The sequence below is a fragment of the Okeania sp. SIO2F5 genome, from assembly GCF_010692685.1.
GTDB classification, from domain to species: domain Bacteria; phylum Cyanobacteriota; class Cyanobacteriia; order Cyanobacteriales; family Microcoleaceae; genus Okeania; species Okeania hirsuta.
In genome coordinates this window covers 124,153-138,711 of the sequence record NZ_JAAHGU010000008.1, presented here as the reverse complement: position 1 = coordinate 138,711, position 14,559 = coordinate 124,153, and the positions used below count along the sequence as shown (strand labels likewise).

Annotated in this window: 11 protein-coding genes; 6 read left to right on the top strand and 5 right to left on the bottom strand. The window is 34.3% G+C overall.

Annotated elements, in window-relative coordinates:
* Positions 1-523 precede the first annotated feature (523 nt).
* Positions 524-1,324 (bottom strand): hypothetical protein, encoded by an 801-nt coding sequence (locus tag F6K27_RS05760; RefSeq protein WP_287274785.1) that lies wholly within the window; start codon positions 1,322-1,324, stop codon positions 524-526.
* 509 nt (positions 1,325-1,833) lie between these two features.
* A complete protein-coding gene (gene pdxA, locus F6K27_RS05755) occupies positions 1,834-2,904 on the bottom strand; it encodes a 4-hydroxythreonine-4-phosphate dehydrogenase PdxA (RefSeq protein ID WP_287274786.1) in 1,071 nt (356 codons plus the stop codon).
* 97 nt (positions 2,905-3,001) lie between these two features.
* On the opposite strand from pdxA, the gene petM reads away from it, so the two are divergent.
* The 6 genes from petM (at position 3,002) to F6K27_RS05725 (ending at position 9,339) form a co-directional block, all read left to right on the top strand.
* The gene (gene petM / locus F6K27_RS05750; RefSeq protein ID WP_063823346.1) at positions 3,002-3,103 is read left to right on the top strand and encodes a cytochrome b6-f complex subunit PetM; all 102 of its coding nucleotides are present in this window, start codon (positions 3,002-3,004) and stop codon (positions 3,101-3,103) included.
* 256 nt (positions 3,104-3,359) lie between these two features.
* Positions 3,360-4,337 (top strand): SDR family oxidoreductase, encoded by a 978-nt coding sequence (locus tag F6K27_RS05745; RefSeq protein ID WP_287274787.1) that lies wholly within the window; start codon positions 3,360-3,362, stop codon positions 4,335-4,337.
* Positions 4,338-4,370: 33 nt separating this feature from the next.
* The gene (locus F6K27_RS05740) at positions 4,371-5,288 is read left to right on the top strand and encodes an NAD(+) kinase (protein ID WP_287274789.1); all 918 of its coding nucleotides are present in this window, start codon (positions 4,371-4,373) and stop codon (positions 5,286-5,288) included.
* A 363-nt stretch (positions 5,289-5,651) separates the two neighbouring features.
* The gene (nblR, locus tag F6K27_RS05735) at positions 5,652-6,347 is read left to right on the top strand and encodes a response regulator transcription factor NblR (protein WP_287274791.1); all 696 of its coding nucleotides are present in this window, start codon (positions 5,652-5,654) and stop codon (positions 6,345-6,347) included.
* An 857-nt stretch (positions 6,348-7,204) separates the two neighbouring features.
* Complete coding sequence (locus F6K27_RS05730; protein ID WP_124146145.1) at positions 7,205-7,726, top strand: DUF192 domain-containing protein; 522 nt, start codon at positions 7,205-7,207, stop codon at positions 7,724-7,726.
* A 1,385-nt stretch (positions 7,727-9,111) separates the two neighbouring features.
* On the top strand, positions 9,112-9,339 hold the full coding sequence (locus F6K27_RS05725) for a DUF2949 domain-containing protein (RefSeq protein WP_124146146.1): 228 nt from the start codon (positions 9,112-9,114) through the stop codon (positions 9,337-9,339).
* Between the two features lie 599 nt (positions 9,340-9,938).
* On the opposite strand, the gene F6K27_RS05720 is transcribed toward F6K27_RS05725, so the two are convergent.
* The 3 genes from F6K27_RS05720 to trpC form a co-directional block, all read right to left on the bottom strand.
* Positions 9,939-11,096 (bottom strand): alanine--glyoxylate aminotransferase family protein, encoded by a 1,158-nt coding sequence (locus tag F6K27_RS05720; protein ID WP_287274793.1) that lies wholly within the window; start codon positions 11,094-11,096, stop codon positions 9,939-9,941.
* Between the two features lie 898 nt (positions 11,097-11,994).
* Complete coding sequence (locus F6K27_RS05715; RefSeq protein WP_124146148.1) at positions 11,995-12,225, bottom strand: DUF5340 domain-containing protein; 231 nt, start codon at positions 12,223-12,225, stop codon at positions 11,995-11,997.
* Positions 12,226-13,153: 928 nt separating this feature from the next.
* Positions 13,154-14,035: an indole-3-glycerol phosphate synthase TrpC gene (gene trpC / locus F6K27_RS05710; protein WP_287274795.1), complete on the bottom strand. Its 882-nt coding sequence runs from the start codon at positions 14,033-14,035 to the stop codon at positions 13,154-13,156.
* Between the last annotated feature and the right edge of the window lie 524 nt (positions 14,036-14,559).

Genomic DNA, 14,559 nt, shown 5'->3' with positions numbered 1-14,559 from the left:
CGGCGTTGGTGAATTAGTGTGTGATATTAATCTTAATTATTTAGGAGTCAGGAGTCAGGAGGAAAGAAAGAAGAAGAAAAATTAGTAGAGGGAGCAGGAGGCTAACTGATAACTTAAATAACAACTTAGAATAGAGTATCTCTACAAAATTTAAACTACCAATATACCTAAATTTTTAATGGGAGTAGAGGCTGTTTATTACTTATTTATTAATTTTCGGATAAGTTAAATTTTGATTCAAGTATGACACAATTTATTTCACTCAAAATACCCCCGTTAAAAGTAATCCCTATAGCTATTTTATAAGGAACATTTACTCAGAAGAAAAACTCCTATTTTCATTGATTCAATAATTTACTTATTCCATACAGTTCAGGACTACTTTTAACATTAATAATCTCCTCAAAAACAACCTTTTATTTTTTCAGCATTAAATTACATTGAAGGATAAAAAAATTAAACTCTTAATTTATGCTGTTAACCCTGACATTGATAGATTAGGTAATCTGCTAATAACTAAATACTAATTTTTTTCCATACCTGAATCTGAATGAAATACAGTTAATTCTTGACTAAAAGACTCTCCAATTAGTTTGTAAATCTCTCTTAAATCTTCACCCTTAAACGACTTAATCAATTTTTCTGCAGCCTTTTGAGGATTTTTAGGAACTACTACCCAAAGTTCTTGATTCAACTTACCTTCTGGCTGTTGCTCTAACCAATTTTTAACTGCATTTTTTCCTGATTCAGTAATTTGGTAAAAACCTCTCCCACTACTTTTTGATTGTTCTAACCATCCTAAATGTTCCCATCTTTTTCTCCATAATTGAGCAGTGCTATGAGCATAATCTAAAATCTCCCCGATTTTCGGTGCATTTAAAGCTTGATTATCTGAGCAAGCTTCCACAAGTTTAGAAAATTTATGAAAGTAATTTGATGGATTTCCTAAATCTTTTAATGGGTCTTCCGGTAGATCGACTGTTTTTGTTTCAGTTGATTCTAATTTACTAATTAATTCTTCAATTTCTTTAGCTTCACAACCTAATCCATAAGGTGGTTGAGCACGACATAATTCTTCATAACTATTAAATGCTTTTCCTTGCTCATCAAGTAATTGTTGATAAGCTGCTGGTTGTTTCATTAATTCACGCCATGCTTTTAATTGTTCCCCATTAACAACTACATCTTTTTTCAGAACAGATTGTAGTTTTAACTTAATAGCAAGTGCCCATTGGGGTGTACCAGGAGTTGTGCTAATTCCTCCTGCTTTTCCTAAAGTTTCATAATCCATTTTTCCCTGGATAGCAAAGGATATAGTTTTCAAAGTTTTCTCAAATAAATTTTGATTTTTTTACCATTTTATTGGTAAGCATTCAGCAGTCAGACATCAGCTATCAGCTATCAGCTATTTGCTATTAACTAATTATCATAACTAGAAAGGAATTATCCACCAATGAGAATTAAAATTCATTTGAGAATTAAAATTCATTAATGAAATTGGCTATAACCTAACCTCAGTTATTACTTGCATAAGTTCATGCATCTGATTACTGTTTGCGGAGCATTCCGTAGGAAATGCTAATAACTGTTTGCCCAGCATTCCGTAGGAAATGCTTACTTTTATTGTTTATTAACTCATGCCTTAATAGACTTATTTTGAAGTAAGAATCTTTTCTTCTCACCCCTGAGAGCTAACTAAAATGGTATTAGTAGGTATATTTGCTTGACAATCAAATTTGTCAGCTTTCTTATACCTCCTATTTGTATATTTTAGATTGTAGATTCACTAAGTCAACTATTGCAGAAACAATTCTATTAATTTGGCTACTTTTGCTATGAATAAGTTCTTTGTAATATCAATTCTTTAGCTAACTTTATTGCTGCTTTCATGCTCGTCGCATCAGCAATACCCTGACCCGCAATATCAAAAGCTGTACCATGGTCAGGAGAGGTACGAACAAATGGTAAACCAACGGTAGTATTCACTGCTAAATCAAAAGCCATTAGTTTAACTGGAATTAAGCCTTGGTCATGATATAGCGCCAAATAAGCATCATAAGTTTTAGCTGGTAAACCTAGCCAAGCTTGACCTGGTTTGACCCACATAGTATCCGGTGGCACTGGCCCATCTAACTCTATGTCCGGTCGGCGATCGCATTGTTTGTCCAACCAAGGGATGAGCCAATCTTGCTCTTCTGTTCCTAATTGTCCATTTTCTCCACTGTGAGGGTTTAAACCAGCAACAGCAATTTTTGGCCGAGAAATCCCAAAATCTTTTTGTAAACTTTCTATTAGTAACTCTAATTTCCAACTCAGCAACTCTGGCGTTAAAGCTTTTGGGACTTGACATAATGGTATATGTGTGGTAGCTAAAAGAGAGCGGAGTACAAAATTACTGTGGGGCGATCGCGCAAAAAATAGCATCCCAAATTTTTTTACTCCTGCTTTTTCTGCTAAAAGTTCAGTTTGACCAGGGTATTTATGACCAGCCATCTGCCAGCAAGTTTTGGAAATAGGAGCAGTAACAATACCTTGAAATTTTCCAGCTAAAGTCTGAGCAATGGCTGTTTCCATGAAACAAAAGCTAGCTTCCCCACTCACAGCATTACCTTTGCCGGGAAAAATATTTTCTAATTTTCCATTAAACTCTACATCTAAAATTTTTAAATTTTCCCATTTGACAAGTAATTGTTGCGATTGAGTTTTTTTCGAGAGTTGAGATAGTTTTTGATAGGTTTGTTGCAAAATGCGATGACTGCCTATAATTGTCAAGTCACAATTTTCTGTAACAGTAGGGTCTGCTAAAGCCTTAAGAATTATTTCTGGTCCTATGCCCCCAGGATCTCCAATTGTCAATCCTAAACGAGGATTTGTATTTTCTATTTCTGTTGCTGATATTTTCATATTTATTCCGCTGAAGAATACTTATGACTTTAGTCTGGGGAGAAGTCAAAATGTCTTAAAATATATATCACAAATTACATAGGAGTATTTTAAGAATATGAGTGGTGAGATTTTCAATGCAGCTATTTTGTCTTTTTCTGTGATTCTGATTGGTTTAGCAGGAGGTTTCCTATTACTTAAATTACAAGGAGGCGAATAATCAAATTTCCCGGTCTCTAAAGTATTACGATCGCTTAACTGACTGACATTTTGCTATAGGAGCATTTCCTCATTAATTTTTTCTAGTGGGGAATGCCTATGGTGGTATTTACTTTCTATGGATATTATGGTATCTTAAATAGATTAATAAAAATATAAGCTAAAACATATTTAACTCAAAATATTAAGTTTTGTAAAAAAATGAGATAACTTTGATAAAGTGATAAAGAATCTTTAATATAATCAATAAACTGTTTATGAAACTATTAATCGTAGGGGCTACTGGTACTCTTGGTAGACAAATAGTGCGTTGTGCCCTAAACGAAGGTTATGAAGTACGCTGCTTAATCAGAAGCTACAGTAGAGCATCTTTTTTAAAAGAGTGGGGGGCTGAACTAATAGGAGGAAATCTCTGTAAGCCTAAAACTCTACTACCAGCTTTGGAAGGAGTTGATGCAGTGATTGATGCTGCAACTGCGAGACCAACAGACTCTCTGAGTATTAAACAGGTAGACTGGGAAGGAAAAGTATCACTGATTCAAGCTCTAGTGGCTAAAGGTGTAGAACGTTTTATATTTTTCTCCTTTTTAAATGCAGAGAAATATCCCCAAGTCCCTCTCCTAGAAATTAAGCGATGTACAGAACTTTTTATTGCTGAATCTGGCTTAAAATACACGATCTTAAAACCTTGTGGTTTTTTACAGGGATTAATTGGCCAGTATGCAGTGCCAATTTTAGATAAGCAAGCAGTTTGGGTTCCCGGTCAAGGAACAGCGATTGCATATATGGATACTCAAGATATTGCTAAGTTTGCTGTCCGTAGTATTTCAGTTCCCGAAACAGAAAATCAAAGCTTTCCGGTAGTAGGTCCCCGTGCTTGGGATGCTAGTGAAATTATTCGGATGTGTGAAAGACTGTCTGGAGAAAAAGCAAAAGTAACCCGTACCAATATTAACTTATTGCGTATATTTCGTCAGCTTACTAGGTCATTTCAATGGGGTTGGAATGTCGCTGATAGACTAGCTTTTGCAGAAGTATTAGCCAACAGTCAGCCTTTAACAGCTTCAATGGATGATGTTTATCCTGTATTTGGCATTAATCCTGAAGAAATAACCACACTAGAATCTTATTTGCAAGAATACTATAGTCGGATTATGAAAAAGTTGAAGGAAATAGAGTACGAGCAAGCAAAATTAGGAAAATCAACTTCCAAGAATAAACCTTTCTTTTTCTAAAGTTTCTAACCACCCTGAACTAGATTTTTTCGAGTGTCAAAAATAGGAATCATTTATAACGATGCCAAACCAATAGCTTGTCGCATAACTAATGAGTTAAAAGACAAGCTGACAGCTTATGGCTATGATATTCACATCAATAATGGATCGGGAGGAATCTTAGGTTATCCCAGCCTAGAACGTCCTTTATGTCATACTTCTATAGACCAATTAGTTCCCTCTGGCTTTACCAAAGACATGACTTTTGCTGTAGTCCTAGGAGGGGATGGTACAGTCTTATCTGCATTTCGTCAAGTAGCACCTTGCCATATTCCACTATTGACCGTCAATACAGGTCACATGGGTTTTTTGACTGAGACTTTTGTCAATCAGTTATATCCAGCTATTGAACAGGTATTAGCAGGAGACTATGAAGTAGAAGAAAGGACAATGCTAGAAGTACGTCTGTTCCGAGATAATGAGTTATTATGGGAAGCCCTTTGTTTAAATGAAATGGTTTTACATCGGGAACCTATGACCTGTATGTGCCATTTTGAAATCCAAATTGGTCGGCACGCTCCTATAGATATTGCGGCAGACGGTATTATTATTTCTACTCCTACTGGTTCTACTGCTTATTCTTTATCGGCAGGTGGCCCTGTTGTGACTCCGGGAGTTCCCGTTTTGGAGCTTTCACCTATTTGTCCCCATTCTCTAGCATCCCGTGCTTTGGTTTTTGCTGATACTGAACCAGTAACTGTTTTTCCTGCTAGTCCAAATCGTATGATGATGATTGTAGATGGTAATGGAGGATGTTATGTCTTGCCAGAGGACCGAGTACGAGTGAAACAATCACATTATAAAGCACGTTTCATTCGACTTAAGCCACCAGAGTTTTTCCATGTTCTGCGCGAGAAATTGGGATGGGGACTACCGCACATTGCCAAGCCAACTTCTGTTGAATTACCTTAAATTATTCTGGTGGTTATTTTTCACAATTTTCACTGCTAGTGCCGCTACGCGGAAGTTAAAAGTCAATCATTTTTGATTTGTAATTGTTCGCGCGATTTTGTAACTGGTCAGTTATTTCCGCCATCCTGCACTAGATTAACTTCAATATGCCGGGATTATATGAGAGGGTGTTAGTATCATAAATTTTGTACAGAAATATAGCAATCACCGAATCAGATGTGAGAATTGAGGTGTTCCTTTAAAGCATAGAATATAGCAGTTATTTTATTCATATATATTCGTTTCTTCCCTCCATACCTATTCCCTATTCCCTCCATACCTAAAACAAAGTCTCCAATATCTCACAATTAAAATCATATTGCTATGACTACCTTAACTATAGATCGAGATCGTTCAGTCTTACTAATAGAGACTGATGAAATTCTCGCCCAATATGTGAGTTTGGATCTAGAAGAGTCAGGCTATCATCCAATTGTAGCTACTAATTCTACCGCGGGTCTTCACAGGGCAATAGAAATTAAACCTGCTCTGATTGTAATTGACCGAATGTTAGCTGGTGAATCTGGACTATCATTGTGCAGTCATCTGAGAAAAATGGGTAATAATATGCCCATATTATTGTTGATGGGTCGCGACCAAATTGACGACCGAATTGCTTGTCTGGAGTCTGGAGCTGATGACTATTTTCTCAAACCTTATCGCAGTGATGAATTCTTAAAATTAGTCCGTTTTTATTTACAACCTACTATAGCAGAAAAGGACCAATTGAGATTTGGGAGTTTAATTTTAGAGTTGGCTACTCGACGGGTCTTATGTCATGGTCGTAGTATTGAGTTGACTATGAAGGAATTTGAGTTATTAAGGTTTTTAATGGAGCATCCTCGCGAAGTATTGAGTCGCGAACAGATTTTGGAAAATGTTTGGGGTTATGATTTTTTGGGTGAGTCTAATGTAATTGAGGTATATATTAGATATTTGCGCCTGAAAATTGAACGAGAAGGCGAGAAGAGATTAATTCAGACAGTCCGTGGTATTGGATATGTTTTGAGGGAAACTTAGAGTCTTTAATTCTTGGTAAGCAAGGTCTTGTTAGAAAACAATCAAAGGATTCTGGTATAGGTCAATTTATCAATGAAATATTGGCTGATATTTGCAGGAATTGAGGTAAGTATTTTGCTAAAGTTGATAAAAATTATATTTCTCAAGAATGTCTTATATCATGTCTGTTTGAATAACCACTTCGGAAAAATTTAGGGAGTAGGGAGTAGGGAGTAGGGGAAATTTGTTTGCTCCGCATTCCGCACCGAAAAAATATTCTCTATCAAAAGAAGAACATTTTTATTATGGCTAATTAATGAGACTTGATATTAAATTTGGGCATATTAATCAGAAAAAACTTTCTGTTTACGCAATATTCCGCAGGAATAGAAAACATAATTGCAGTAGTTGTGGAAATCAAATAAATCGTGATATAGCTGCTGCAAAAGTAACTATAAACAGATATTTAATCGTCGTGGAGCATAACTTAATATCATGTCCGGTTGAACAGTTATAAATAAACGACTCAGGAGTTAGGAGTCAGGAGGAAAGAAAGAAGAAGAAAGAGAAAGTTTTTTTATCACTAATTATCCGGACATAATATAAGTTGTTTGATTTTTCGCCTAACCCTAGAATCACAGAAGCAAGAATTTTCCATTATAATCTTTGATCTAACGACAAGAATGTCAAAATAAGTGAAATCTCAAAAAAATTACTATAAAATTATTATTTATCTTTTTATTTTGGGTTTAATTCCCCGCCGTCACTTGGGGTGTTTACAAGCTTTTTGGGGTTTGAGTCCCCATCTACTTTTTCCTTTTTCCTTCTTGTTTCTTCAAGAATAAAACATACATAGAATATCTGAGAAATAATTAATTATGGGTCGTAAAATTGGTTTACTTAAGTCTGGAATCATCTTATTTCTGTTGCTTTGCTGTTTGCTACAAATAATATTTGTTCAAGTTTTTCATACTCCAGCACAAGCTCAAAATATATCAGATTCTCAGATATCTCCACAAGGCCAAATTTTACCAATTACGGCAAAAGCTCATATATCTAATCAGATAATTAATTTAGAGGTGGCGAAAACCCCTCAAGAGAAAGCAATAGGTTTAATGTACAGGACTAAACTTGCTGATGACCGAGGAATGTTATTCTCTTTTAACCCACCTAGGAAAGTTAGCTTTTGGATGAAAAATTGCCAAATATCTCTTGATATTATATTCATAAATTCTGGCATAGTTAAGGCGATCGCTGATAATGTCCCTCCTTGTTTAGCTGACCCTTGCCCTACTTATGGACCTGATGTGTTAGTCGATCGAGTAATTGAACTTCGGGGAAGACGTGCAAAGGAATTAGGTTTGAAAGTAGGAGACCGGATAATGATTACAAAAATTTAGGTATTTGACAGAACTGAGATTAGAGGAAATTATCATTCATTGAAGAAGGTGGTAGGTTTTAGGTTTTAGGTTGAATTGAGAAGAAGGTAGTATGTCAACAAAAATTATAGCAGTTGCCATTCCTTTATTTGAATTATGAAATAGCTGTCTACATAGTACTTCGGAGTAAAAATAACGGAATATCAATAATCAAAGTTTTTTCCTTTTCCTTCTGGTACAAAACAAACAAATTGAATCCAAAAATTGGATGATTTATTTTTTGCTATTCCCCAGACCTATAGTTTTTGTACAACAAGCTAAAATATCGCAAAACTCTGAATTATTTTGACAAAACCTAATAAAACTTTTTATTATTTTACTTACTATATATTTACACTAAAGTTTTAATTTGCTATATTGGTAAGCTAGACATTATTTAGATGGATTCAAAGTATTGTTCACCTAAAGTGCAGAATATGTATTCTTAAGCTTTTGATGGTTTGTAATACTGCTATTCTATTCATCGGAAATAAATAAAGATAAATTAAGTTTCGCAAGCTGTAAGAGAAATATTTTGACAATATCGATAGTGCTGAAGTTTTGATGAGTATTACTTTTACCAAGAAGGTATAGAAGATATAGAAAAACTTGTCTTACTAAGAGTCTATTTTTGCTTTGCTTAATTTAATTCTGTTGATTGGTGTGAGGATAATGATATTTTGTGCTAAGAGTGAAAATCTAGTTGTATATTTTTGCGCATTTATGCATATAGAGATGGTTCGTATTGTGAATTAAAATACATACAAATATTCAAACCAAAGTAGTTATTTTGTCGTAGTTATTTTGCCAAAATTTGACTTGACCAAGTTTAGCCTTGTAAGTAGTAATAGTTTGAAAAAAGGCAACTACCTACTTAGAACCTCTGTCTGCGCTGTTTATATCTTTTGACTAGAGAGAGAATTCAATAGAAAGTCTTCTGTAATGTTGAGACAGATAGTGAATTTTTTTTCAACCTGAATGTATATACATTTTGAGTAACGATAATTTCACTAAATTTTTCTAGAAATTAATAGCTAGCTTTTGCGGAATAGCATAGGCAACTTATGTAGATTCAAACCAAGCTATTCTCAAAACTTAGTATAGTCCAGGAGTACTATATCTAGTTTAGTTTCACTCTCAAGTTTCTGAAAAAATGCAGAGTTTAGTAAACAGATAAAAAACTGGCATATCCTAGCAATATCCAAGAAAACTTATTGCTTGATGATAGTAAATAACTATCGATAATATCCAAAAAAAATATTAATTTTATTGACATGATAATTCTCTTAAATATGTGACTCTATATATTCTATTGTCAACAAGAGTTACAAAGAGAATGGTGTCTGAAAAATAGGAGGTAAAGAAAAATGACACCAAATAATTATGCTCGCTTTATTCATTTCTTGAAAGATGATTTATCTATTTCTTCAGCTTCTATAGCAGTTGCAGAAAGAGCTAGTATTAGTTCAACATTAGTAGATCGTAAACCAGACTTCAGTGCTTTTCCAATGATTTTATGGCAATATGGTTTAGTTACTCTAGAGCAATTAGATAAAATATTTGATTGGCTAGAAACCACTTATGATTTCAACTAAATGCCAGAATAATCTAAGTATTTCCTAGGTCATGCTGCGCAAACAGCCATCAGCTATTAGCTATCAGCTATTTTTTGAGCTTGATTTAAACCCTATATTAAGGGTTCTTATTAAGCCATAATCCAGTCATAATTAAATCTTACAAAAGCAGGTTCTTTTAACCTGAAAGTCTATATTCATTTAAATACTTCCTTCAGGAGGGAGTCTTATTGCCCTAAGCTGACAACTAATAGCTGAATAATTACAGAATACTTACAGAATAATTACTAGAAATAATCAATTTAACTCTAGTTCAGAACTCAATTTAAAATCAAACTTAAAATCTATTCTATTATTAAACCTTGAAAATAACGGTTCTTCAATATGTAGCTAGCGTTAGATTATCAAAATAATTGGGTCGTGTCACCCCACCTTTTAAGGCAAAAAATTTTTGGAGAGTTGCTCACATCCCCGTTACAAAAATAACTTCTGACTTCTGACTTCTGACTTCTGAATTATGACTTCGTAAATGGGGTGGAGGCGGGTTCATCTAAATTGGTTAAGACTCATTAATTTAACGTAGAACCCGCCCCTACTATTGCAACATTTTAGATGTTAAATTATGACTCAGCTAAAACTCTAGAAGCAGTAGCTACACCTGCTCCTGGAGTAAAAGCTTCATATCCCAACTCTCGCAAAGCAACTTCTAATGCAGAGATAGCGGTGAGAATATCCCGTTCGCTGACAAAACCCAAATGTCCAATACGGAAAATTTTCCCTTTCAAGTGGTTTTGTCCACCAGCTAAAGCAATATCAAAACGCTTATTTACAATAGTCCGTATTTTTTCTGCGTCTACTTCTGGTGGAGGAGCAACTGCCGTAATAGCAGGACTAGCTACTGCATCTGGTCCAAATAGGGGCAACCCTAAAGCTTTGACTGCTGCACGAGTCGTACTCATTAAACGTTGATGCCGAGCAAATATATTTTCTAATCCTTCATCCTGCATCATCCTAAGCGTAGCTTGCAAGGCAAAGAATAAATTTACTGGCGGGGTAAAAGGTGTAGTATTTTTAGCTGCATCTTTACGATACTTACCCAAGTCAAGATAGTAACGTGGTAATTTGGCCGTTTCATATGCAGTCCAAGCTTTAGCACCTACTGCTACAAAAGCTAAACCAGGGGGTATCATATAACCTTTCTGAGAACCTGAAGCAACAACATCAAGACCCAACTCATCTATTGGTATATTGACTGCCCCAATGCTGGTGACGGCATCTACTATAATTAATGCTTCGCCATGAGCTTTAACATAACTATTAATAGTTTCTAGGTCATTGAGAACACCTGTAGAAGTTTCACTATGGGTAATAATAACCGCCTTGATTTTTTTATCTTTATCTGCTTCTAGTTGTTCACGAAATTTTTCTGAGTCCAGAGGTTGGCCCCATTCTGCTGTGATTTTTTCTACTTGGAGACCATAGGCCGTAGCTACTTCTGCCCAGCGATCGCCAAATTTACCATTACATCCACATAGTACGCGATCGCCTGGACTGAGAAAGTTAATGATACCTGCTTCCATGGCCCCAGTTCCACTAGATGCTAAAATTAGCACATCATTTTTGGTTTGATGTAGCCATTTGAGGTTTTCTGTCACCTCGGCCATAATTTTGGAAAAGTCACCACTTCTATGGCCTATTGGATGTTTAGCCATAGCTAGTAAGGCTGTTTCTGGTACTGGAGTAGGTCCGGGAATCATTAACATTAGTTTGTCATTCATTCTTTCTATTCCTTTGTTTTGTGTTACTTGAGTTAGTTTATATGTTTATTGATTGAGAAGCATTTCATTGAAAAAACTTATTTTTTCTTTAAGATTCCAAAGTTGGAATCTTTTTGTTATTTTGGGAGTTATTTAATTTTAATTATTTTTTTTTGAGGAAATTTTTGATTTTTCTTTCTATAGAATTTACATTTAAGATATTAACGGATAATTCAATGCTTGAAGCAACTATTTATCTGGTAAAAGTTAGAAGTTATAACTAACCACAAAGTTTTTGTTGTTAGAGTAATGGTTTTGAATGGTTTCACAAATTATTGCCGAAATACTAACTGTATTAACTGCTCCTAATCATTCCCAAAAACTTTACATTGAACAAATCTATCAATTGTGAGACCCCTAAGAATTGTATTTATTAGTTAGGTAGACTAAATCAATAATTGATAATTACTTCTTCTAATTAGGGTTTGCTGAAAAAGTCTTTTAGTAGGGGTAGGAGACAGGAGAAAACCCACCCCTCGCCCCTCCCCCTCCCAGGAGGGGAGGAATGGGAATGAGCGAGGAGGTAGGAGTAACAATTGTAAGAATGATTTTTCTACCCAACTATGCGCCTAAAATACGCTCCTTTTTGAGCGTTTTAGACTGGAAACCAGGCACTTTTTAAAGGCCCCAAAAAGGCTAAAACCTTTATTTAGCAGTGCTTTGAGATTTAATCAGCAGAGAAATAATTAATGAATGATTGTTAATTAATTATCTATTGTTAGTTTTATTCTAGGTCTTATTTAGTGAAGTTATTAATTGCCAATTCTACCTTTGGATTTTCAAAAGTCTTAGATATTAATTTTTGAGTATTATCAAATTCAGAAATACCTTTTTTTGCTTGTTCTAATGCACTTAATATTTATTTTTCTGTTTCATTGAGAGACCATTGATATTCAATTGGTAAATTTGCTTGCTTGCAACTTTCTTCAAATTGTTTTTGTAGTGCTAAAGCTTTTCTCACAGTTACAATAAGTTCCCGTGCTTTTTCGTGCTGTTTTGTATGATAGTCTACTGCTAAAATCGTCTTTTTTTCTAATAACTGAAGTAGCAATTCATAATGAATACGGGAGGGAACTGGTATTGCTTCCATAGTTTTATTTCTAACGGTTTACAGATTGATTGATTATGCTATGTGGGAACTTGAACAACAAATAGAAATCAGAGAACTACTGCATTAGTAATTATTCTTGAAGAAGGAACAAAAAAAAGTTATGGGAATTAAAACCCCAAATAATTGTAGACACCGTGGGTAAAGCTAGGATATTAAACCCATAAGTTAAAAGATAATTAATATGAACATAAATCACTATAGCTATCCTAGTGCTGCTACGCGGAAGTCAAAATTTAAAAGTCAAAAGTATTGATTGGTAAGGCTTTTAGGATTTTGTAACTGGTTAGTTATTTCTGCCATTCTGCACTAGATAGAATATGAACATTAGCTACATATCAAGAGAAGTAACCATCAGTATTTCGATAACTAACATTTGTTTAAAACCTATTTAGTACAGCTATATAAATCACTTGCTGTTTGCGGAGCATTCCTTTTGGAAAATGCTGAGTGCTGAATTGCTGTTTGTGGAGGATTCCGTCAGGAAACCCTTTTTAAAACAAGAGCACTGAATAAAATATTTTTTTCTCCTTTCGAGTTTCAAGGAGAGGGTTGAAAATTTAATTATTCAATAATTTTTTTGATAATTCTATCGCCTACAGCTTTTATCTGAAAAATTGTCAATATCTAATCTAAATCTAAAAGCCTATATTTTTAAAAGTTTGAGTTAACCTGTTATAGCAGAAGGAAGAAAGAAGGAAGAATAAAAATTTTGTCTTGTCTAAGTTTTAAGTTTTTGATATGTCCTAACTTTTGCTTCGACTACTATACTCTTTCAACAATTAACAATTAATAATGAACAATAACTTCTCCTTAAAATTATATAATTGACTAAAATATTTTTTTTCTTTTCTCCCCTTGTAGACCGACAAACTTTTGTACAGTAAAGGAAAACTTTACCCCTTAATTATTAGGTAAATAACTGTAGCAATGCTGCACCTGGATCTGCTTTTTTCATCAGAGACTCACCTATTAAAACAGCATCCACACCAGCATTTTTAACAACGTTTACATCTTGATATTCATGTATTCCTGATTCACTTACTACTAAAATTCCAAGTTTTTCTAACTCTTTCTTCCTCGCTTCCATTAATTTATAAGTTGTTTGTAAATCTACTGAAAAATCTTCTAAGTTGCGATTATTTATACCGACCAACTTAACTCCTTCTATTGTCAATACCCGGTCTAACTCTGTTAAACTATGAACTTCAACTAAAGGAGTCATTCCTAAAGTATTAACTATCTTGATAAAATACTTTAAATCTTGGTCTGATAAAATTGCCGCAATTAGCAATACAGCATCAGCTCCATATAAACGAGCAAGATATATTTGATATGGATAAATCAGAAAATCTTTACACAGTAGTGGTAGGTCAACATTTTTCCTAATATTTGACAAATATTCGAAGCTACCTTGAAAAAATTTTTTATCTGTCAAAACCGAAATACAAGTTGCACCATTTTGTTGATATGCTTTAGCTATGGCAACTGGTTCAAAATCTTCTCTAATTATCCCTTTACTAGGAGAAGCTTTTTTAACTTCAGCAATTACAGCAGGTTGAGTTTTTCCTGTTGACAAGATAGCCAAAAAATCCAGAGGAGCAGACATTGAGTTGATTTTCTTTTTTAACTCAATTAATGGTTGTTTATCCCGCAGAGAATCTACCTCTTTTTCTTTATACCAAACAATTTCTTCCAGAATATTTTGAGGTTTTGAGTTTGGCAAAGCAACTTCATAGCGTAAACTACCCATTTCTACTGCTGAAGTTGGCGGTCGGCGACGAATTTGCATTATATTTTATCTTGATAATTTACTATTTTTTGTAGTTTAAATAAGTATTGAAGAAGGCAGAAGGCAGAAGGCAGAAGGTCTAATTGCTTATGGATAGTCAACGACTTGCCATTTCCTGTCTTATAACCTCAAACAATTTTAAGCATCCTCGTTGACGGTGCAGGGCTAATTCTTTATCATTAGAGAATATTTACAACTCTAATATTTTTGGTTAACTAATTCTAGCAAAATGTACGAGATTTCAAAGGATACAATTTTTCTCTAGTGACAATAAATTGCCCCTGGGTTGACGGTGGGGTATTAAACCCGCAAAATCAAAGATAATTTTTGCTGCCTTAGACTCCTGAAAATTAAAGGAATATATTAACGAATATCCTTACATTTTTAGGAAGACCCCATTTTTTTAATGATTCTTTTTGTAGCCTTCAGATTTTCAATACTTGGAAGTATAGACTTTATTAATCTACTGAAGTTACAATAACTAAGTTGAAAAGCAAAATTAAGTTCTGAGAAACAAAAATAAT